The organism is Microbacterium sp. CFBP 8794 (assembly GCF_014841235.1).
In the GTDB taxonomy this organism is placed as follows: domain Bacteria; phylum Actinomycetota; class Actinomycetes; order Actinomycetales; family Microbacteriaceae; genus Microbacterium.
This window is the reverse complement of record NZ_JACYTT010000007.1, coordinates 13,278-33,823: the sequence shown is the minus strand read 5'-3', so window position 1 is coordinate 33,823 and position 20,546 is coordinate 13,278. Positions and strand designations below refer to the sequence as shown.

The following is a 20,546-nucleotide window of genomic DNA, read 5'->3' as shown; positions in this document are numbered from 1 at the left end:
AGTGTCCAGGACACGCCGTTCCGGACCGAGTGGACGCGGCGTTTCCTGGACGCTCAGCGGCACTTCGCGGCATCCGCGTCGCGTTTCGAGGGACACCCGGACGTCTTCCGGGAACATCCGGGTGTCGTGGACACTCGACGAGAACACCACACGAACATCCCGCGCCGATGACGGCGCGGACGGCAGAGAGGGTGAGCATGGCGCTCGTCATGGGAGTCGATTCGTCGACGCAGTCGTGCAAGGTCGTCGTCGTCGACGCCGAGACCGGACGCGTGGTGCGCGAGGGGCGCGCGTCGCATCCCTCCGGCACCGCGGTCGATCCCGAGGCGTGGTGGAGCGCGCTCCAGGATGCCATCGCCCAGGCCGGCGGTCTCGACGACGTCGCCGCGGTCTCGATCGCCGGGCAGCAGCACGGAATGGTCGCCCTCGATGCCGAGGGTCGCGTCGTGCGCGACGCCCTGCTGTGGAACGACACCCGCTCGGCTCAGGCGGCACGCGACCTCATCGACGAGGTCGGTGCCGACGCGTACGCCGAGCGCACGGGCGTGGTGCCGGTCGCCTCGTTCACCGGGACGAAACTGCGATGGCTGCGGGATGCCGAGCCCGACAACGCCGCGCGCGTCGCCGCCGTGGCGCTGCCGCACGACTGGCTCACCTGGCGTCTGCGGGGCTTCGGTCCCGGCAACGCTGTGCTCGACGAGCTCGTCACCGACCGCTCCGACGCCTCGGGCACCGCGTACTGGGGCGCCGGCGGGTACGACCTCGAGCTGTTCCGCCGCGCCCTGGGGCACGATGCCGTGCTGCCGCGCGTGCTCGGCCCGTGGGAGAGCGCCGGAACCCTCTCGGGCGGCGCCCTCGTCGGCCCCGGCGCCGGTGACAACGCCGGCGCAGCGCTGGGCCTGGGCGCGGGGGTCGGCGACGTCGTCGTCTCTCTCGGCACCTCGGGCACCGTCTTCGCCGTCGCCGACGCACCCACGCGCGACACCACGGGCACCGTCGCCGGATTCGCGGACGCCACCGGCAAGTTCCTGCCCCTGGTGGCGACGCTGAACGCGGCCCGGGTGCTCGACGCCTTCGCGGGGCTGCTCGGTGTGACGCACGACGAGCTCGGAGCCCTCGCCCTCGAGGCAGCGCCGGGCGCCGACGGCGTCGTGCTCGTGCCGTGGTTCGAGGGGGAGCGCACCCCCAACCTTCCGCGGGCGCAGGCGTCGCTGACGGGACTGACCCTGGCATCCACGAACCGCGCGAACTTCGCGCGCGCCGCGATCGAGGGCATGCTGAGCGGTCTGGCCGTGGGGCTCGAGGCCATCCAGGCGCAGGGCGTCGACGTGCGGCGCATCCTGCTCATCGGCGGCGCGGCCGCGAACGAGGGTGTCGCGCGGATCGCTGCGCAGGTCTTCGACGCCGAGATCGTGGTGCCGGCGGCGGGGGAGTACGTCGCGCTCGGTGCGGCGCGACAGGCCGCGGGTGTGCTCGCGGGCGGACCGGTCGACTGGGCGGTCGCGACGACGCGCGCTGTCGATGCCGATCACCGGCCGCAGATTCGCGAACGTTACGACGTCGTCGCAGCGTTGCGTGCGGCAGAGTAGACCTGGGACCGTCGACATCTTGTAAGGGGGATGTCGGCGGTCTCTGCTTTCCGCGGCGGATGGGCTCGGTGGACGCGTCGCCGCGGCGGCCGAGGGCTGACACGCCGCTACCGCGAAGGACCATGAGCGGCGGGGCCGGGGCGGCGTGCGCGAGGTGACCACGCGTGCCGCCGTCCGTCTCGCGTCCGGCGTCGTGCGCTTCGGCGACACCGCGCTCGCCCACTTCCGCACGTAGACGCCCTGGCATCCCGTGCCGCGTGAAAGGGCGCTGCTCAGCGTGGAGCGAAGGACGACAGGGCTTCGCGATACGTGGCGGAGTCGTCGCGAACCTCGGTGGTGACGAGCAGCCCGGCCGGGCCGAGGGTGCGGACGTAAGAGCCGCGGCAGGGGATCACGACGACCCTGATGAGGCCTCTGCGCCACGCAGGGGCGAGGGCGACGACATCGCGCCTCTCCGGGAGATCGTCGAGCCGACGGGGGCGAGTCGTGCGCCAGGCCTCGAGAGAACGCTCCTCCGCGTCGCGGTACGACGGGTCGTGGAACACCTCGTGGCCGAACTCGTCGCTCCAGGACGGACCGGTGACTTCCGCGAGGAGAGTCGCGCGCTCATCGGCCGACAGGTCTTGGCGGAGGAGGCGATCCATGGCCGGGGTGTCGGTGGGCTGCCCCGCGTGCTCGATGACCGGCGTCCACAGCGAGGACCAGGCTGCCTCCCAGCGCGCGCGTTCCGTCCGACCCAGCGAGCGTGTCGCGGGTGCGGGCGGATCGATCAAGGGGGGAGGGAGGTCCCCGGAAGGCGCGAGCCCATAAGCCTCGCGGACCCACAGCATCTCCCACGCGGAATGCGGCCGGTCCTCGATCGAGACGACCATGTCGTGAGGCCAGGGGTCGCCGGCGCTCGGGTGAGCGGACTTCATCCGTCCATGTTCGCGCGCGCGACCCGGCGTTCGAAACCCCCGTCGGATGATCCCCGCCGCCGAACGCGGAATACCGGCCCTCTGCCGGTGGTTTCCCCCGGTTCACCTCAACCCGATGGGAACCCCCGTTTTGACAGACTCCTCACACGCCCTCGTCGTCGGCGCCACCGGTATCGCCGGGAGCGCCCTCCTCGACCGTCTGGTCGACGACGGCTGGGAGGTGACGGCACTGTCGCGTCGGCCCGGTGCGGCGCGAACGGGAGTGACGTGGCGGTCCGCCGATCTGCGCTCGCCGACCGCGCTGACCGACGCGCTGCGAGGCGTTCCGGTCACGCACGCGTTCTTCACCGCGTGGTCGCGGCAGGACACCGAGGCCGAGAACATCGCCGTCAACGGGGGAATGGTGCGCGACCTGCTCGCGGCGCTCACCGACGCCCCGGTACGCCACGTCGCGCTGATGACCGGGTTGAAGCACTACCTCGGCCCCTTCGAGGCCTACGGCCAGGGGGACATGCCCGACACCCCGTTCCACGAGGACGAGCCGCGCCTCGACGTCGACAACTTCTACTACGCGCAAGAAGACGAGGTCTTCGCGGCCGCGCATCGTCAAGGATTCACCTGGTCGGTGCACCGCTCGCACACCGTTTTGGGGCACGCGGTCGGCAACGCGATGAACATGGGCCTCACGATCGCCGTCGCGGCCGCGATCAGTCGCCACACCGGTCGACCGTTCATCTTCCCCGGCAGCGAGACGCAGTGGAACGGGCTGACCGACGTGACCGATGCGGATCTGTTGGCGAATCAGATGGTGTGGGCGGCCACCCATCCCGAGGGCGCGGACGAGGCGTTCAACACGGCGAACGGCGACGTGTTCCGCTGGCGCTGGATGTGGCCGCGGATCGCCGCCGACCTCGGAGTCGAGGCCGAAGGCTTCGACACCGCTCCCCGCCCGTTCGAGGAGCAGATGGCTGACGCGGCACCCCTGTGGGCCGAGATCGTGGAGCAGCACGGCCTGATCGAGTCCGACCTCACGCGGGTGGCCTCGTGGTGGCACACCGATGCCGATCTGGGGCGTGACATCGAGGTGATGACCGACATGTCGAAGAGTCGTCTCGCGGGCTTCACCGAGCATCACCGCACGCGGGACTCCTTCACGCGGCTCTTCGAGCGGTACCGCGCGGCGCGTCTCATTCCCTGAGCGGGGCGCCGCCGGCCCGTCGGCGCCGGGGCGTCACAGTCGCTGCCCCAGTGCCCACAGTCGATCCGCTCGTCCCGAGATCGCCTCCGACAGCGCGAATGCCTGCGAATCGGTGAGGGATGCCACGTAGTCGACGATTCCGCGGGAGCGCGCGAGCGTCTCGGCATCGGCATCCGAGGGGCGGCGATCGGCGGGGAGCTGCGCGTACTGCTCGTGCGCGAGGGCGATGAGCTCGCGCAGGCGCCGCGGCGTGCGCGCGCGGTCGAGGTCGTCCTCGAGCCACTCGCCGAGGGCGCGCACCGAGCGGGCGAGGATGCGGCTCATCCCCCGCTGCTGGATCGCCAGGTCGGGTCGGCTGAGCACGAACCGCTTGTGCACGAACTTCAGCACCTCGACGTGGTGCCAGGCCCACGGCGACAGCACGACGGGACCGGCCCGCGGGGTGTCGAGCGGGCGTAGCTGCGCCGACTCCTGGAACCGGCGGATCCACCGGTCGGTGAACGAGGCCAGGCGCCGCTCGGCCGTCAACGAGCCGTCGAACGGGCGGGCGAGCAGGTCGGTGACCATCTCGGCATCCACGTCGCTGACCGCGGCGAGGAAGGCTTCATCGTCGGCGATCCACGGGTCGTCACGGCGCATCTTGCGGCGCAGCCGCTCCAGTCCCGCACCGGGGGCGAGCTCGGCGCGCACCTCGGCGTCGTCGCGGGAGCGCCACTCGAGCACGTCGTCGAGCCAGCCGCGGAACTCCGCCGCGATGGGGGCATGGTCGAGGATCCCCGCGCGGTAGAAGTCGTCGACGTCGTGCACCGAGTACGCGATGTCGTCGGCCAGGTCCATCACGGCGCCCTCGATGCTCTGGCGCAGGGGCTCGGCATCCACTCCCCGACGCGCTTCGACGAGGTCGTCGAGATCGAGGTCGTAGGCCGAGTACTTGTGCACGCGGTACGCGCCGTCGGAGGAGCGACGGATGCCGCGGGGCGGGCCGATCCGCTCGATGTGGGCGGCGTCGACCGTCGGCGCCCAGGGGTACTTCGCCGAGGCGGAACGCACCGCCGCGGTGAGGTTGAGTCCGCGGGGCGCGTTCTCGACGACGTCGAGGGCGGTGAGGATGCGATAGGTCTGCGCGTTGCCCTCGAAGCCGTCGGCGAGGCCGAGCTCGGTGCGGGCGATGCGGTCGAGCGTCGACTCGCCGAGGTGTCCGAACGGCGGGTGCCCGAGGTCGTGCGCGTAGGCCGCGGCCTCGACGACCGTGGCGTTGCAGACGTCGCCTTCGCCCGCTCGGCGCGACCGGGTGTTCAGCTGCAGGGCCACCACGCGGGCGATCGCGCTGACCTTGAGCGTGTGCGTGAGGCGGTTGTGCACGGGGGCGCCGCCGATCGACGGTGACACCACCTGGGTCACGGCCGAGAGGCGCGAGAAGTACGGCGAGAACTGGATGCGCTCCAGATCGATCGACCACGGGTCGGCGCGGGCGTCGTCGTGATCGGGGTGGACCCGCGAGGCCGGGTTGCCCACGACCGTGTCGGGGTGCGTCGGGGCGGTGGCGAGCGCGTCCGCGGCCGGGGGAGGGGTCTCGTCGTGCACGGTCATCCGGTCCTCTCGCGGCGTCGGCGGCGTGGGTCAACGCTAACGTGGATGCGCGGCCCGCTCGCCGCCGCGCGTCGCTCCGCTCGCGTCGCGTGCCTCCCTCTTTTCGTTGAGTGTCCGAGACACGCCGCTCGTGCCCCTCGTCACGCGGCGTGTCCTGGACACTCAACGGGCTTGTGCGACCGCGCCGCCCCCGACGCTCTGCGGGCTCGCGTCACCCCGCCGCCCCCGACACTCGGCGGGCTCGCGAGCCCCCGCCGCCCCCTTGTTGAGTGTCCAAGACACGCCGCTCGCGCCCCTCGTCGCGCGGCGTGTCCTGGACACTCGACGGGCTCGCGAGCCCCCGCCGCCCCGGACGCTCGGCGGGCTCGCGAGCCCCCGCCGCCCCCCGTCGAGTGTCCAAGACACGCCGCTCGCGCCCCTCGTCACGTGGCGTGTCCTGGACACTCGACGGGCTCGCGAGCCCCCGCCGCCCCGACACTTCGCGGGCTCGCGAGCCCCCGCCGCCCCCCCCTGTTGAGTGTCCGAGACACGCCGCTCGCGCCCCTCGTCGCGTGGCGTGTCCTGGACACTCAACGCCCCCACACCAACCCAGGGCGCCGCGCCGCCGTCAGCCCCGGCGCACCTCCACGTCGACCACGCGGGCGTCGTCGACGCTCAGCTCGTACGTCGGGCCGGTGATGCGCAGCGCAGCGACGGCGTCGAACGCGACGCACGACGGGCCCAGGCGCAGCTCGACCTCGCCGGGCTCGACCACTCGGCGCAGCGCCCGGTCGCTGTAGGCCAGCCGCGACGCGGGCACGGTGAAGCGCACCTCAGCGCTCTCGCCGGGTTCGAGCTCGACGCGGGCGTAGGCCACGAGCTGCGCGACGGGGCGGGTGACGCTGGCCACGGCGCGATGCGCGTACACCTGCACGACGTCGGCCCCCCGCACCCGCCCGGTGTTCGTCACCCGAGCGCTGACGCGGAACGCGTCGCCCGCGCGCACCTCGGCGGCGGCGGTTCCGGATGCCGTGACCCCGGCCGGCGCCGTGTCGACCCCGTCGACCCGCAACTCGTCGCGCTCGAACGACGTGTACGACAGCCCGAAACCGAACGGTCGCACGGGCGTCGGGTCGGTGCTCGTCACGCCCGAGGGGCCGCCGAGGACCGGGTGCAGGTACGAGTAGGGCTGAGAGCCCGCCGAGCGGGGGAGCGAGACGGGCAGACGCCCCGAGGGAGTGGCATCCCCCGACAGGATCGAGGCGAGCGCGGGGCCGCCCTCTTCGCCCGGGAAGAACGCCTGCAGCACCGCGGCGGGGCCGTCGACGGTGTCGAGCGCCCACCCGATCGCGTAGGGGCGGCCGGTCAGCAGCACGAGCACGACCGGGGTGCCGGTGGCGACGACGGCGTCGACGAGCTGCCGCTGCACGCCGGGGAGCTCGAGCGAGTCGGCGTCGTTGCCCTCGCCGACCGTGCCGCGGCCGAAGAGCCCGGCGCGGTCGCCGACCACGACGATCGCGACGTCGGCGCCGCGTGCGACCTCGGCGGCGGCGTCGAAGCCCGAGGTGTCGGAGCCCTCGACCGCGCAGCCCTCGGCGTACGCGACCTCGCCGAAGCGCGCGTCCACGGCCTCGCGCACGGTGGGGATCTCGAACCCCATCGGAAAGCCCGGGTGATGCGCGAGCACGTGGTTCGCGAACGAGTAGCAGCCCATCAGAGCCTCGGCGCTGTCGGCGTTCGGCCCGATCAGGGCGATGCGACCGGGGGTGGCGAGCGGCAGCACGCCGTCGTTGCGCAGCAGCACGACCGACTCCTCGGCGATGCGGCGGGCCAGCGCCCGGTGCTCGGTGTCGTCGAGGTCGACCGCGGTCGGAACGTCGTCGAAGTCGGCATCCAACAGCCCGAGGTCTTCCTTCTCCGCGAGCACGCGGGCGACGGCGCGGTCGATCACGGCCTCGGGCAGGGCGCCGGATGCCACGCGCTCGGCCAGGTGCGGATACGCGTCGGGCCCCGGGAGCTCGACGTCGATCCCCGCCTCCAGCGCCAGCTGCGCCGCCTCGCCGAGCGACCCGGCGACACCGTGCATCGAGCGCAGGAACTCGACGGCGAAGTAGTCCGAGACGACGGTGCCGTCGAAACCCCACCGGCGGCGCAGCAGGTCGGTCAGCAGCTCGGGTGACGAGGCGACGGGGACCCCGTCGATCTCGGTGTACGAATTCATCACCGAGCGCACCCCGCCGTCGCGCACGGCCATCTCGAACGGCGGAAGGAAGACGTCCTGCAGCTCGCGCTGACCGGCGTGCACGGGCGCGTGATTGCGACCGGCGCGCGAGGCGGAGTAGCCGACGAAGTGCTTGAGGGTCGCGTGCACGCCCGCGCCCTGCAGGCCCCGGACGTACGCGGTGCCGATCGTGCCGACGACGTAGGGGTCTTCGGCGATGCACTCGTCGACGCGGCCCCAGCGGGCGTCGCGCACCACGTCGAGCACGGGCGCGAGGCCCTGGTGCACCCCGAGTTCGCGCATCGAGCGACCGATGGCGGATGCCATGAGCTCCACGGCATCCGGATCGAACGACGCGCCCCAGGCGAGCGGGGTCGGGAAGGTCGCCGCCTGCCAGGCCGCGAAGCCCGTCAGGCATTCCTCGTGCACCAGGGCGGGAATGCCCAGGCGCGTCTCGGTTCTCAGTCGCCGCTGCTCGCCCCACAACCAGGCGGCGCGTTCGATCGGATCGACCGGCCGGGTGCCGTACACGCGGGTGAGGTGGCCGAGGCCGTGCACGGTGGCGTCGGTGTACGCGGCCGAGGTGACCTTCTCGCCCGAGAGGGGGGCGACGACCTCGTCGCCCTGGTCTACCCAGTAGCCCACGAGCTGCGCGAGCTTCTCGTCGAGGGTCATGTCGGCCACGAGAGCCTGCACCCGGGGCGAGAAGCCCGCCGCCAGGGCAGCGCCGACGTCGGTGTTGTGGATGGTCATGGCGGGGTCAGCCCTTCACGGCGCCGGTGAGACCGCCGACGATCCGTCGCTCGAACACGCTGAAGAACAGCAGAGCGGGGATCATCGACAGCGAGGTGAACGCGAGCACGCGCGCGGTGTCGACGGAGTACTGCGAGGCGAAGGCCTGCGTGCCGAGGGGCAGCGTGTACGCGGCCTCGTTGTTGAGGATGAACAGCGGAAGCATGTACGAGTTCCAGCTGTTGACGAACGCCAGGATGCCGACCGTCACCACCGCGGGGACCGCGAGCGGCAGCACCATGCGCCAGAAGAAGCCCAGGCGGCCGAGGCCGTCGATCGAGGAGGCCTCCTGCAGTTCGGCGGGGATCGCGGCGAGGAAGGGCGACAGGATAATGATCGTCAACGGCAGCGCGAAGGCGATCTGCGGCACGATGACGCCCGCGAGGGAGTTCATCAGGCCGAGGTTGCGCACCAGGATGTACAGGGGCGTGATGGCGACGGTCATCGGGAACATGAGCCCGGCGGTGAAGAGGGCGTAGACGGCCCCGCGCCCGCGGAAGCGGTAACGGGCGAGGGCGTAGGCCGCCATCAGGCCGAGGGCCACGACGAACAGCGTCGTCGCGATCGCGGCGATGGCGGAGTTGCCGACCTGCCCCCAGAAGATGCCGCTGGTGAGGACGTCGGAGTAGTTCTCCCAGTTCCATCGGGTGGGAAAGCCCGAGGGGTCGACCGTGATCTCGGCGTTCGAGCGGAACCCGCCCAGGATGATGAACACCACGGGCGCGAGCATCATGCCGATCAGCAGCAGGGCGACGAACCCGACGATCACCGAGGTGCCGCGGCTCGATCCGACGGGGGCTCGACGCGGGGTCCTGCTTCCGCGCGGGGTGACGAGGGTGGCGGTGGCGGTCACTTGGTGCCTCCGGTGAGGGCGCCGGCCGTGTCACGACGGAGCACGAAGCGCTGGTAGATGAGGGCGACCGCGAGCGAGATGAGGAACATCACCACGGCCACGGCGCTGCCGTACCCGAAGCTGCCGGCGTTGCGGCCGTTGGCGACCATGTACGTGGCCATGGTCGAGGTGCCCGCTGTCGAGGCGACGTACTGGCCCCAGATGATCCAGACGAGGTCGAACAGCTGCAGCGAGCCGATGATCGACAGGAACGCCCAGATGCGGATGGTCGGGCCCATGAGGGGCAGCACGATGTAGCGCTGGATCTGCCAGTACGAGGCGCCGTCGATGGCGGCGGCCTCGCTGAGCTCCTCGGGAATGCCCTGGAGCCCGGCGAGGAGGAGGATCACCGCGAAGCCGATGTACTTCCACGTGATGATGATGAGCAGCGTCCAGATCGCGAGCGCCGGATCCGAGATCCAGTCGGCGCGGAGGGCGCCGAGGCCGATCTTGTCCAGCGCCCCGTTGAGCGCGCCGCCCGACTGCAGCATGAGGCCCCACCCGAGGCCGACGACGACCTCGGAGATGACGTACGGGACGAAGATCAGCACGCGGATGAGCGACTGGCCGCGCATCTTGCGGTTCAGCAGCAGGGCCAGGCCGAGCGCGAGCGGTCCCTGCAGCACCAGCGAGCCGACGACGATGAACGCGTTGTGACCGAGCGCCTCGTGGAAGGCGGGGTCGGTGAGGATCGTGACGTAGTTCCGGATGCCGACGAAGTCGACGGGGGTGCCGAAGCCCGACCATTTGTAGAAGCCGTAATAGGCGGCCAGGGCCACGGGCAGGATGACGAACGACACGAAGACCACGAGGGCGGGGCCCAGGAGGATCGCGAGTTCGCCGCGGATGCGCCAATTCTCGAGTCGGCGCCGCGCGGGCGGCCGCCCGGCCGAGGGGACGCGGTGAGCGCCCTCCCCGGCCGGGCGGCGAGACCCGGCGTTGGTCGCCGAGGTGGCGAGCTGGGTGGTCATGGCCGTCGTCCTCAGCGTGAGGCCGCGGCGTTGACGGCGTCGACGATGCCCTGCGGGCTGCCCTTGCCGGCGAACAAGTCGACCACCGCGACGTTCAGCGCATTTCCGACGTTCTGGCCGTACAGGGTGTCGAGCCAGACCGAGACGTACGGGGCGTCGGTGTAGGCCTGGAGCGCCGACTGCAGGGCGGGGGTCGTGACGGCCTCCGTCGCCTCGCTCGAGGCGGGGATGGTCTGGAAGGCGTCGGCGTAGCTCTCCTGGTTCTCCTTGTTGACGAGGAAGTTCAGGAAGTCGGTGCACTGCGCGGGAGCGTTGACCCAGCACGAGTACCCGTCGACGCCGCCCATGATCGCGCCGGGCTCACCGTCGCCACCGGCGACCTCGGGGAACGGGAACCAGCCGAGGTCGGCGAGCGGCTTCTCGTCGGGGGTCAGCGAGGCGATCACGCCGGGGTTCCACGCGCCCATGAGCTCCATGGCGGCCTGGTGGTTGGCGAGCAGGCCCGCCGACGATCCCGCGCCCTGCTGGGCGGCGGTGGTGAGGAAGCCGTCGTTGAACGGCTGCGTCTGCAGGAACGACTGCAGGTTCTCGCCGGCTTCGAGCCAGCACGGGTCGTCGAAGCTCCGGCTCTGCGCGGCCTCGTCGAGCACGTCCTTGGCGCAGGCGCGCAGGGCGAAGTTGTAGTACCAGTGCGCGGCGGGCCAGGCGTCTTTCGCGCCGACCGCGATGGGGGCGACGCCGGTGGCGCGGATCTTCGCGTCGGCGGCCTCGAGGTCCTCGATCGTGGCCGGGGCCTCGGTGACGCCTGCCGCGCTCAGCAGGTCCTGCGCGGTGAAGATGCCGGAGGGGAGCACGGCGACGGGCATGCCGTAGTTCTTGCCGTCGACCTCGAAGGCGTCGAGCGAGGTGCCGAGGGCGGTCTTGGCCTCCGCCGAGATCTTGTCGGTGAGGTCCATCGCCTGACCCGCCGTGACGATGTCGGCGAGCTTGCCGCCGCCGCGGGCCATGAACAGGTCGGGGGCGTCGCCGGAGTTGAGGGCGGTCTGGAGCTTTCCGTCCATCTCCTCGTTCTGCACGGCCTGGATCTCGACCGTGACGCCGGGGTTGGCTGCCTCGAAGGCGCTGGCGGTGTCTTCCCAGTACTGCTTCCCGTCGCCTGTGGTGGAGTTGTGCCACAGGGTCAGGGTGACCGAGCCGTCGGCGTTCTCTGCGCCGCCGCCGCCGGCGCAGCCGCCGAGGGCCAGGGTGCCGGCGACGGCGAGGGCCGCTCCGGCGAGGATCTTGCGCGTGTTCATGTGATTCCCGTTTCTCTTCGTCGAGGTGCGTCCGTGAGGAGGCGTCGGTTGTCATGGGCAGCGTTGCCGTTTCCCGGGGTGTTGCTGCGCCCCGGGTCTGAGCAGTGTCGCCCCGTGCGGAAGGGTCGTCAAACGTTTTCGAAAATGATTTCCACGCTAGGGTCGGATGCCATGACGAGGCGCCCGACCATCCACGACGTCGCCGCGGCGGCCGGCGTCTCGGTCGCCACGGTGTCGAAAGCCGTGAACGGCCGCTACGGGGTTTCGCCCACGACGGTGAGCCGGGTATTGGACGCTGTGAAAACCCTCGGCTACGAATCGAGCCTCGTCGCGAGCAGCATGCGCTCGCGCCGCACGGGGGTCATCGGCGTGCTCGTCGCCGACATCGAGCCCTTCTCGGCCGAGATCCTCAAGGGCGTCGGCGGGGCCCTGTCCGACACCGGATACGACCTGCTCGCCTACACCGGCGCGCGCCGCGACGGCGAGGGGTGGGAGCGCCGCTCGCTCAGCCGTCTGAGCGGCACGCTCATCGACGCCGCGATCATCGTCACGCCGACCATCGTCACGGTCGCGAGCGAGGTGCCGATCGTCGCGATCGACCCGCACACCGGCCGCGGGGTCGTACCGACCGTCGAATCCGACAGCTTCACCGGTGCGCAGCAGGCGGTGCACTACCTCGTGCAGCTCGGCCACCGTCGCATCGGCTTCATCGCGGGGCGACCGGATCTGCGTTCGGCGGTCGCCCGCGCGTCGGGGTACCGCGCGGGGTTGTCGGCGGCCGGCATCCCCTTCGATCCCGCCCTCGTCGGCGTGGGGCGCTACGCCCAAGACGTCGCGCGCGAAGCGGCCGAGGCCATGCTGTCGCTCGACGACCCGCCCACCGCGGTGTTCGCTGCGAACGACCTGTCGGCCCTGTCGATCATCGACGTGGCCGCCGACCGCGGGTTGCGGGTGCCCGAAGACCTCTCGGTCGTCGGGTTCGACGACGTGCCCGAGGCCGCCCGCGCCCAACCGGCGCTCACGACCGTGCGCCAGCCGATGAAGCGCCTCGGCGCCGAGGCGGTGCGGATGGTGCTGGCCCTGCTCGCCGGCGAGGAATTGCCCGAGACGCACATCCAGCTGCCGACGCGCCTGGTCGCGCGTGGCACGACGGCGCCGCCGCGGGCGGGCTGACACCGCGCGCGGCGCCGAGCTCCGGTGGCGCCGCGCACTCGAACCCCCGCGTCAGCGCGCCGCCAGCCGGTACAGCACCTCGGGTCGTCCGCGCGCGCCGAAGCGGTGCGAGACATCGACCTCGCCGCGAGCCACGAGGGCGTCGAGGTACCGGCGCACGGTCGCACGCGAGGCGCCCGACGCGGCGGCGACGTCGCGGGCGCTCGCCGGCGTCACCGGGTGCAGCGCCGCGCGGATGGTGTGCAGGGTCGATTCCGCGAGGCCCTTGGGGAGGAGGGGCTCGGATGCCGACACCGCACGCACCGGAGCGGTCGCCGGACCCACCAGCCGGTCGATGTCGCCCTGCCCCATGCTCACCGGCACCTCGGCGGGGCGGGCGGCGCGACCGCGGCGGTACTCCTCGAGCCGGCGCACGAAGGCCTCGCGCGTGAAGGGCTTCGCGAGATACCCCACGACGTGGGCGGCCGCGGCCTGCCGGATCGTCAGGGTGTCACGGGCTGAACTGATGACGAGCACGTCGACGTTCCACTCCCGCACGAGCCGCAGTCGGTGCAGCACCTCGACGCCGCTGAAGTCGGGCAGGTTCATGTCGAGCAGCACGAGCTCGATGTCGGTGCCCGTCGCCAGCGCCGCCCCCGCGGCCCCCGTCCGCGCCGTCCCGACGAGCCGGAACCCGGGCAGCGACTCGAGATAGGCGGTGTGCAGCCGCACCACCGCGGGGTCGTCATCGACGATCACGGTGCGGATCGCGGCATCCGGGGTCATGCCCGCACCCCCGCGTGCGGCAGCTCCACCGTGAAGCGCGCCCCGCCCGCGGCCGCCGCGCCGACGGTGATCGAACCGCCGCGCGCTCCCGCGATGCGGCGCACGAGGTCGAGGCCGACGCCGCGGCCCGAGGCAGCCTTCGAACTGACGCCGCGGTCGAAGATGCGGGCGACGTCGGCGGGCGGCACGCCGGGGCCGTCGTCGGCGACGTCGATCGTGAGCCGTTCGTCGCCGGCGAGCACGAGCACGTCGACGTGTCCGCCGGGACCGGCCGCTTCGGCGGCGTTTCGCACGAGGTTGCCGATGACGCTCAGCGCGTCGTCGTCGACGACTCCGCGCGGCACGAGGCTCGCCGGATCGACCCGCAGGCCCCGGTGCTCGGCCGACAGCCCGTCGAGCAGGGCGCGCAGCGCCGGGTCGTCGATCGAGAGACCGGACGCCACGGGGGCCAGCCCGCCGATGTAGGTCAGCGCGTCGCCGGTCTCGCCCTCGGCGACGAGCCCGCGGATGACGTGCAGTCGCGTGTGGAACTCGTGCGTCTGGTCGCGCAGGGCGCCCGAGATGCGGCGCTGGGTCTCGAGCTCGCGCGCGTCGGCTTCGAGTCGTCGGACGCGTCGACGCAGTGCCGCCGTCAGCAGACCGCTCAGCACGACGCCGAGCACGATCGACCCGGCGACCCAGGGCAGCAACCCGCCGACGGCTTCCTCGTAGCTGCCGGCGATCTCGGACTCCAGCACGCCGACCGAGGCCGTGCCGATGACCGCCCCCGTCTCCGCATCACCGGCCCGCACGGGCACCTTGGCGCGCAGGCTCGGGCCGATCGTGCCGGTCTCGGTGCCGAGGAACGTCTCGCCGGCCAGCACCGCCGTCGCATCCGTCGACACGCTGCGCCCGCGCTCCGCCGGGTTGGGGTGGGTGAGACGGATGCCGCGGGCATCGGTCACCACGACGTAATCCACCCCGGACGCCGCGGCGACGACGTCGGCGAGGGGCTGGAGCTCCGCGGTGGCGGCGTCGGCGTCGAGCAGCACGGCGCGCCGCACCTGATCGAGCTCGGCGAGGCTCCGAGCGACGTCGAGCACGCGCTCCTCGGTCGCGGTGCGGATGCTGCGCTCCTGCGTCGACATGGCGACGAGGGTCGTGGCGAGCACGCACACCAGCACGACGGTGCACTGCAGGGCGAGCAGCACGGCGAGGCGCACGCGCACCGGCGCACGGTCGGCCGCGCGGTCGACGGGGGCGGTCGACATGGGCACCTCCTCGTGCGCATCGCGGGTGAGTGCGAATCGTGAGCATCTAAGAGCGTAATGCCTTCGCACGGCGCCGCAGGGGGGGACGGCGCTGTCAACCTAGCTTCTCATCCGGCAACGACGATGTCCCGGGAGGGCGACGATGCAGTCATCAGCGCGAAAGCGGATCACCGGAGCGATCGTGGGCGTCGTCGCCGCCGCCCTGTTCGTGACGGCGGGTCTGAGCGCGGCAGCGAGCGGCGGGGTGGCGAACCCCCGCACGAAGCTCACCATCGTGGCCCCGGCCGCCCCCGGCGGCGGGTGGGACACCTTCGGCCGCGAGGCCCAGCAGGTCATGCGCGAAGAGGGCATCGCCGGCGCCGTGCAGGTGATGAACATCCCGGGAGCCGCCGGCACCATCGGCCTCGGCGCGGTCGCCGAGATGGGCGATCGGCACGACATCATGCTCGTCACCGGCGGCGTCATGGTGGGCGGCGTGATCGTCAACCGCTCGCCCGTGAGCCTCGAGGACGTGCGGCCCATCGCGCGCCTCGCCGACGACTTCAACGTGCTCGTCGTGCCCGGCGACTCGCCCTTCCAGACCCTCGACGACTTCATGGCCGCGTTCCTCGCCGACCCTGAGGGCACCGCCATCGCGGGCGGGTCGCTCGGCGGCATCGACCACCTGCTCGCCGGCATGCTGGCCCAGCAGGGCGGCATCGATCCGCAGCGCGTGAACTACCTCGCGTACCCCGGCGGTGGCGAGGTCGTCACCTCGCTGCTGTCCCACACCACGCAGGCGGGGCTCTCGGGGTACAACGAGTTCCGCGACCAGATCGAGTCGGGCAATCTCCGCGCCCTCGCGCTGTCGGCCGAGGAGCCGCTCGACGACGTCGACGTGCCCACCTTCCGCGAGCAGGGGGTCGATGTCGCCATGTCGAACTGGCGCGGGCTCGTGGCGCCGCCCGGCATCGACGACGAGGTGCACGCGGAACTGGTGGCCATGGCATCCGAGATGCGCGAGACCGACGCCTGGCAAGAGGTGCTCGCCCGCAACAGCTGGGTCGACAGCTTCCTCGCCGGCGAGGAGTTCGCCGCATACCTGGCGGACGAGACCGAACGCACGACCGCGATCATGAAGGAGCTGGGTCTGTGACCGAACCGTCCACCCTCACCACGGGATCGCTGCGCGTGCAGCGCACGCCCCGCTGGTACACCGGCCGCAGCGAGCTGGTGGTCGTCGCGGGAGTCTTCGTCCTCGCCGGGTTCATGACCCACGGCACGGTCACCATGCAGGTGCCCGCCGACGTCGCCGTCCCCGGTCCCCAGTTCTTCCCGATGCTCGTCAGCGGTTTCCTCTGGCTCGCCGGTGTCGGCCTGCTCGTCGAGGTGCTCCGCACGACCCGCCGCTCCCACGTCGCCGACGACCCCGTCGAGATCTCGAACGAGATGCTCGAGGACCTCGGCGCGATCGACGAGACCGGCGAGATCCGTGTCGTGTCACCCGAAGACGTCGCCTCGTCGTCGGCGCCGGCACGCGTCGACTGGCGGACCCTCGGGATCACCGTCGTCAGCCTGGCCGCGTTCATCGTGGTGCTGCCGGTGCTCGGCTGGCTCCTCTCGGCCGCGGCCCTGTTCTGGGTGCTCTCGTGGGCGTTCGGCAGTCGCCGGCCCCTTCTCGATATCGGCGTGAGCATCATCGTGTCGTCGCTGGTGCAGCTCGCCTTCGGCGCCGGCCTCGGCCTGTCGCTTCCCGCCGGCATCCTGGAAGGACTCTCGCCGTGGATCAGCTGATCAACCTCGCCGATGGATTCGCGGTCGCCTTCACACCGCAGAACCTGCTCTTCCTCGTCATCGGCGCCGTGCTCGGCACCGCCGTGGGCGTGCTCCCGGGCCTCGGCTCGGCCATGGCGGTCGCGCTGCTGCTGCCGGTCACCTTCAGCCTCGACCCCACCGGCGCGTTCATCATGTTCGCGAGCATCTACTTCGGGGGGCTCTTCGGAGACTCGACCGCCGGCATCCTGCTCAACACCCCCGGCAACTCCTCGGCGATCGCGACGACGTTCGAGGGTCATCGGATGGCCAAGAGCGGCAGGGCGGCGAAGGCGCTCGGCACGTCGGCCATCGGCGCCTTCATCGGCGGCACGATCGCGTGCGTGCTGGTGGTGTTCTTCGCCCCGTACATCGTCGAACTCGCCAAGGTCTTCGGCCCCGCGGAGTACTTCGCGCTCGCCGTCTTCGCGTTCGTGGCGATCTCGGCCGTCGTGGCCGACTCGATCGTGCGCGGTCTCGTCGCCCTGGGGCTCGGCTTCGCCCTGGCGCTGGTCGGTATCGACGGGATGACGGGAGCCGAACGCTTCACCGGCGGCAGCCCCGTGTTCTTCGACGGGATCTCGATCATCGTCATCACGGTCGGCCTGCTCGCCATCGGCGAGGTGCTGCACGTGTCGTCGCACATCCGCCGCGCGGGCGGACCGGGCAAGCTCGTCACACCCAGCGGCTCGCCGCTGCTGTCACGGAGCGAATGGCGTCAGGCCCTGCCCGCGTTCCTGCGGGGCACGGCGTTCGGCGTCCCGTTCGGGGCGATCCCGGTCGGCGGGTCGGAGGTACCGACGTTCCTGGCCTACGGCACCGAGAAGCGCCTCGCCCGCCGCCGCGGTGACACCGATTTCGGCTCGCGCGGAGCGATTCAGGGCGTCGCCGCCCCCGAGGCTGCCGGCAACGCCACCGCCGGCTCCGCCATGGGCGCGCTGCTCGGACTCGGCCTCCCCACCTCGGCCACGGCGGCGATGATGATCGCCGCGTTCCAGCAGTACGGGATGCAGCCGGGCCCGCTGCTGTTCGAACGCTCCGGCGATCTCGTCTGGCCGCTGCTGGCGAGCCTGTTCCTGGGCCTGATCATCCTGCTGATCATCAACCTGCCGTTCGCGGCGGTCTGGGCCAAGCTCCTGCTCATCCCGCGCCACTACCTGTACGCGGGCATCACCGTCGTCGCGATGCTCGGTGTCTACGCGATCGCCTCGCGCGTGGTCGACCTGTGGCTCGCGCTGGCGATCGGCGTCGTCGGGTTCGTCATGCGGCGCTTCTCGATCCCGCTCGCTCCGGTGCTCATCGCCGCGATCCTCGGACCCATGGCCGAGACGCAGCTGCGCCGGGCGCTCGCCGTGTCGGAGGGCGACCCCACGATCCTCGTCGCCTCGCCGCTGACCATCGTGCTGTACGCGCTGCTCGCGATCATCGTGACGGTGAGCGTGCTGCAGCACGCCCGCCATGCGCGCCGCGAGCGCCTCGAGGCCGCCGCCCGCCGCGACGCGCCGGTGCCCGCCGGGCGTCGCTGACCGCTGCGCCTCCTCGGCGTTTCCCCCAGGTCGAGTGTCCGAGACACGCCGGTCGTGCCCCTCGTCGCGCGGCGCGTCTCGGACACTCGACGCCCTCCGGCCGACGTAGGGCGCCGCGCCTCTCGGCCGGCGCACCTCTCAAAGCCCCGCACACGCCCCCGTCGCGCGCCGCATCCCCTCGCGGCTCCGGTACCGTCGAGGTGTGACTACCGCCAGCAGCAAAGACGACGAGGTCGACCTCCTCATCGACGCCTGGTCGCAGCTGCTGCCCGAGGTCGACCTCACCCCGCTCGACGTCATGTCGCGCCTGCGCCGTGCGGCGTTCCACCTGTCGAAGCTGCGCGCGAAGGCGTTCGCCAGCGCCGGCATCGCCGTGTGGGAGTTCGATGTGCTGGCCGTGCTCCGCCGCGCGGGCACCGAGCTGAGCGCGACGCGCCTGATCACCGCCACGATGATCGGCAGCGCCGCCATGACCAATCGTCTCGACAAGCTCGCCGAGCGCGCTCTCGTCCACCGGCGCCCCAATCCCTCCGACGGCCGCGCGATCCTCGTCGCGATCACTCCCGAGGGCATCGAGCGCGTCGACGCCGCGATGACCGAGCTCGTCCGCCTCGAGGGCGAGGCCCTGCGCGATGTCAGCCGCGGCGACCAGGCCCTGCTCGCCAGCGCCCTGCGCGTGCTCGCTGCGGGCGAGACGCACGAGGCGTGATCGACCTCGCCGCGACCCTGCGGCAGCGTCCCGTCGTGCTCGACGGCGGCCTCGGCACCCTGCTCGAGGCCCGCGGCAACGACGTGTCGTCGGCCCTCTGGTCGGCGCAGGTGCTGCGTGACGCCCCCGACGAGATCCGCGCGGCGCACGCGCAGTTCGCGACCGCGGGCGCCGAGATCGTGATCACGGCGTCGTATCAGGTGGGGTTCGGCGGAGAGATCCCCGATGACGAGGTCGAGACGCTCCTGCGGCGTTCGGTGTCGCTCGCGCGAGAGTCCGCCGACGTCGTGGTCGCGGCATCCGTGGGTCCGGTCGGAGCGCTGCGCGCCGACGGCAGTGAGTACACGGGAGAGTACGGCCTGTCGCTCGACGAGCTGCGGCGCGCGCATCGACGGCGCCTGCACGTGCTGGCCGACGCCGGGGCCGACGTGCTCGCGGTCGAGACGATCCCCTCTCCCCTCGAGCTCGAGGCGGTGGCGCTCGAGCTCGCCGACCTCGGAGTCCCCGCGGTGGTGAGCCTCTCGGCCGACAGCACCGGTTTCTCCGTTTCCGGCTCTCGGGCCGCCGCGCTGCGCCTCGCGGCATCCGTTCCCGGTGTCCTCGCCGTCGGCGTGAACTGCTGCGCGCCCGACACGGTGCTGCCCGCGCTGGCCGAGGCGCCCGGCATCGCGCTCGTCGCCTACCCGAACACGGGGGAGCGGTGGGATGCCGAGACCCGCACCTGGCACGGCGGCTCCGCCCCGCTGGCCGAAGGCGTACCCGCGTGGGTCGCCGCGGGAGCGCGCATCGTGGGAGGCTGCTGCCGCTCGATGCCGGTCGACATCGCCGCGATCGCGGCGGCGGTGCGCTGACCGCGCACGGTCACCGCGCGTCGAACCCGGGGAGCGCGCCGCTGCCCCCGTCGACGACCTCCCCGCCGGCGAGCGGAGTCACCGACGGCGGCAGCTCCCGATCGCTGCGGCGGAGCGAACGCGGAGCGGCGGTGGTGAGCAGCGCGACCTCTTCGGGTTTCCAGCCGCGGGAGTCGCGCATGCGCGCGCTGAGCGTCGAGACGGCCGAGGGGTGCGCGACTTCGACGCCGTGCATCGCGTCGACGGCCGAGGGGTCGACCTCGCGGGCGGCCAAGCGCAGGTCCAGCAGCAGGGCGAGCACGCGGTCTCTTCCGTACGCCGCGGTCGCGAGCTTCCAGTCGCCGATCACCACGGCGGTGCGGGGCCGGCGATCGGCGTAGGTTCCGACGGTCGCCGGGCGCCCCACGAGGGCGACCGAGAGTCCCGTCAGCATCATCGCCGTGATGGCCGCGACGACGATCCCCGCGGGCGAGAAGACGAGGTCGGCGGCGGGGGATCCCAGACCGGGCAGCGCCGTCACCGCCCGACCCGCCGAGTAGAGGGCGTAGGCGGCCGTCGTCACGAGCAGCACTCGTCGAGAGCTTCGGGGGAGCGCGCGGTTGCGCACGGTGAGCAGCGCGCAGACCGTGCAGCTGAGGGCGAGAGCGGCCGCCTTGACCACGAGCGCGCCGCCGTGCGGAAGCAGCGCGGAGCTCGCCGCGACCCCCGCCCCGACGACCAGCACGAAAGCCACGGCCGCGCGCAGGCGCCGCCCGCGGGGCGCCGACACCGCGAGGCACATCGTCGCCGGGCCGAGCACCATGGCGGTGTCGGCCATCACCTGTGACACTGCTCCACCGCCGTTGAAGCGCACCACGTACAGGGTTCCCGCGCCCACCGACATGGCGCCCGCCACCGATGACAGTCGCAGGAAGACGCCGAGAGGGGTGGGGCTTCCCACGCGCGGCAGCACGATGACGATGATGCCGGCGGCCAGGCCGGCGCACATCACGAGCACCCCGATCGACAGCAGCATGGCACCCCCGCGCCCCATCATG

The 20,546-nt window shown here is 72.2% G+C and carries 17 protein-coding genes; 8 read left to right on the top strand and 9 right to left on the bottom strand.

Features of this window, described 5'->3' with window-relative positions; translation table 11 throughout:
• Positions 1-197 precede the first annotated feature (197 nt).
• Positions 198-1,589: a xylulokinase gene (gene xylB / locus IFU19_RS16055; protein ID WP_192212186.1), complete on the top strand. Its 1,392-nt coding sequence runs from the start codon at positions 198-200 to the stop codon at positions 1,587-1,589.
• A gap of 272 nt (positions 1,590-1,861) precedes the next feature.
• On the opposite strand, the gene IFU19_RS16050 is transcribed toward xylB, so the two are convergent.
• The gene (locus tag IFU19_RS16050) at positions 1,862-2,461 is read right to left on the bottom strand and encodes a hypothetical protein (RefSeq protein ID WP_070409989.1); all 600 of its coding nucleotides are present in this window, start codon (positions 2,459-2,461) and stop codon (positions 1,862-1,864) included.
• A gap of 160 nt (positions 2,462-2,621) precedes the next feature.
• Here IFU19_RS16050 and IFU19_RS16045 point away from each other — a divergent pair, with 160 nt between their 5' ends.
• Positions 2,622-3,704, top strand: coding sequence for an SDR family oxidoreductase (locus IFU19_RS16045; RefSeq protein WP_192212185.1), 1,083 nt, complete (start codon positions 2,622-2,624; stop codon positions 3,702-3,704).
• A gap of 33 nt (positions 3,705-3,737) precedes the next feature.
• On the opposite strand, the gene IFU19_RS16040 is transcribed toward IFU19_RS16045, so the two are convergent.
• The 5 genes from IFU19_RS16040 to IFU19_RS16020 form a co-directional block, all read right to left on the bottom strand.
• A complete protein-coding gene (locus IFU19_RS16040; RefSeq protein ID WP_192212184.1) occupies positions 3,738-5,294 on the bottom strand; it encodes a deoxyguanosinetriphosphate triphosphohydrolase family protein in 1,557 nt (518 codons plus the stop codon).
• Positions 5,295-5,901: 607 nt separating this feature from the next.
• The gene (locus IFU19_RS16035) at positions 5,902-8,247 is read right to left on the bottom strand and encodes a glycoside hydrolase family 3 N-terminal domain-containing protein (RefSeq protein ID WP_191916660.1); all 2,346 of its coding nucleotides are present in this window, start codon (positions 8,245-8,247) and stop codon (positions 5,902-5,904) included.
• A gap of 7 nt (positions 8,248-8,254) precedes the next feature.
• Positions 8,255-9,139, bottom strand: coding sequence for a carbohydrate ABC transporter permease (locus IFU19_RS16030; RefSeq protein WP_055839302.1), 885 nt, complete (start codon positions 9,137-9,139; stop codon positions 8,255-8,257).
• Entirely contained in the window at positions 9,136-10,149 is a 1,014-nt protein-coding gene (locus IFU19_RS16025; RefSeq protein WP_192212183.1) for a carbohydrate ABC transporter permease, read from the bottom strand. Before IFU19_RS16025 ends, IFU19_RS16030 begins: the two co-directional genes overlap by 4 nt.
• An 11-nt stretch (positions 10,150-10,160) precedes the next feature.
• Entirely contained in the window at positions 10,161-11,444 is a 1,284-nt protein-coding gene (locus tag IFU19_RS16020; RefSeq protein ID WP_055839296.1) for an extracellular solute-binding protein, read from the bottom strand.
• 171 nt (positions 11,445-11,615) lie between these two features.
• Between IFU19_RS16020 and IFU19_RS16015 the strand changes: the two genes are divergently transcribed.
• A complete protein-coding gene (locus tag IFU19_RS16015) occupies positions 11,616-12,617 on the top strand; it encodes a LacI family DNA-binding transcriptional regulator (RefSeq protein WP_055839293.1) in 1,002 nt (333 codons plus the stop codon).
• A 51-nt stretch (positions 12,618-12,668) separates the two neighbouring features.
• Here IFU19_RS16015 and IFU19_RS16010 read toward each other — a convergent pair whose 3' ends face one another.
• Both IFU19_RS16010 and IFU19_RS16005 read right to left on the bottom strand, forming a co-directional pair.
• Positions 12,669-13,382: a response regulator gene (locus IFU19_RS16010; protein ID WP_192212182.1), complete on the bottom strand. Its 714-nt coding sequence runs from the start codon at positions 13,380-13,382 to the stop codon at positions 12,669-12,671.
• On the bottom strand, positions 13,379-14,632 hold the full coding sequence (locus tag IFU19_RS16005; RefSeq protein WP_192212181.1) for an ATP-binding protein: 1,254 nt from the start codon (positions 14,630-14,632) through the stop codon (positions 13,379-13,381). The genes IFU19_RS16010 and IFU19_RS16005 overlap by 4 nt, the downstream gene beginning before the upstream one ends.
• A 142-nt stretch (positions 14,633-14,774) precedes the next feature.
• Between IFU19_RS16005 and IFU19_RS16000 the strand changes: the two genes are divergently transcribed.
• From IFU19_RS16000 to mmuM, 5 genes are all read left to right on the top strand, one after another.
• On the top strand, positions 14,775-15,767 hold the full coding sequence (locus IFU19_RS16000; protein WP_055839284.1) for a Bug family tripartite tricarboxylate transporter substrate binding protein: 993 nt from the start codon (positions 14,775-14,777) through the stop codon (positions 15,765-15,767).
• Positions 15,764-16,405, top strand: coding sequence for a tripartite tricarboxylate transporter TctB family protein (locus tag IFU19_RS15995; RefSeq protein ID WP_055839282.1), 642 nt, complete (start codon positions 15,764-15,766; stop codon positions 16,403-16,405). Before IFU19_RS16000 ends, IFU19_RS15995 begins: the two co-directional genes overlap by 4 nt.
• Positions 16,393-17,949, top strand: coding sequence for a tripartite tricarboxylate transporter permease (locus IFU19_RS15990; protein ID WP_055839278.1), 1,557 nt, complete (start codon positions 16,393-16,395; stop codon positions 17,947-17,949). The genes IFU19_RS15995 and IFU19_RS15990 overlap by 13 nt, the downstream gene beginning before the upstream one ends.
• A gap of 202 nt (positions 17,950-18,151) precedes the next feature.
• Complete coding sequence (locus tag IFU19_RS15985) at positions 18,152-18,658, top strand: MarR family winged helix-turn-helix transcriptional regulator (RefSeq protein ID WP_055839275.1); 507 nt, start codon at positions 18,152-18,154, stop codon at positions 18,656-18,658.
• On the top strand, positions 18,655-19,509 hold the full coding sequence (mmuM, locus tag IFU19_RS15980; RefSeq protein WP_192212180.1) for a homocysteine S-methyltransferase: 855 nt from the start codon (positions 18,655-18,657) through the stop codon (positions 19,507-19,509). Before IFU19_RS15985 ends, mmuM begins: the two co-directional genes overlap by 4 nt.
• A gap of 10 nt (positions 19,510-19,519) precedes the next feature.
• On the opposite strand, the gene IFU19_RS15975 is transcribed toward mmuM, so the two are convergent.
• Positions 19,520-20,524, bottom strand: coding sequence for a hypothetical protein (locus tag IFU19_RS15975; RefSeq protein WP_192212179.1), 1,005 nt, complete (start codon positions 20,522-20,524; stop codon positions 19,520-19,522).
• Between the last annotated feature and the right edge of the window lie 22 nt (positions 20,525-20,546).

Bases quoted from the DNA above. Each gene is read 5' to 3' on its own strand.
- xylB (WP_192212186.1), top strand. From the start codon at position 198: ATGGCGCTCGTCATGGGAGTCGATTCGTCGACGCAGTCGTGCAAGGTC.
- IFU19_RS16050 (WP_070409989.1), bottom strand. From the start codon at position 2,461: ATGGTCGTCTCGATCGAGGACCGGCCGCATTCCGCGTGGGAGATGCTG.
- IFU19_RS16045 (WP_192212185.1), top strand. From the start codon at position 2,622: ATGGGAACCCCCGTTTTGACAGACTCCTCACACGCCCTCGTCGTCGGC.
- IFU19_RS16040 (WP_192212184.1), bottom strand. From the start codon at position 5,294: ATGACCGTGCACGACGAGACCCCTCCCCCGGCCGCGGACGCGCTCGCC.
- IFU19_RS16035 (WP_191916660.1), bottom strand. From the start codon at position 8,247: ATGACCATCCACAACACCGACGTCGGCGCTGCCCTGGCGGCGGGCTTC.
- IFU19_RS16025 (WP_192212183.1), bottom strand. From the start codon at position 10,149: ATGACCACCCAGCTCGCCACCTCGGCGACCAACGCCGGGTCTCGCCGC.
- IFU19_RS16020 (WP_055839296.1), bottom strand. From the start codon at position 11,444: ATGAACACGCGCAAGATCCTCGCCGGAGCGGCCCTCGCCGTCGCCGGC.
- IFU19_RS16015 (WP_055839293.1), top strand. From the start codon at position 11,616: ATGACGAGGCGCCCGACCATCCACGACGTCGCCGCGGCGGCCGGCGTC.
- IFU19_RS16010 (WP_192212182.1), bottom strand. From the start codon at position 13,382: ATGACCCCGGATGCCGCGATCCGCACCGTGATCGTCGATGACGACCCC.
- IFU19_RS16005 (WP_192212181.1), bottom strand. From the start codon at position 14,632: ATGTCGACCGCCCCCGTCGACCGCGCGGCCGACCGTGCGCCGGTGCGC.
- IFU19_RS16000 (WP_055839284.1), top strand. From the start codon at position 14,775: ATGCAGTCATCAGCGCGAAAGCGGATCACCGGAGCGATCGTGGGCGTC.
- IFU19_RS15975 (WP_192212179.1), bottom strand. From the start codon at position 20,524: ATGCTGCTGTCGATCGGGGTGCTCGTGATGTGCGCCGGCCTGGCCGCC.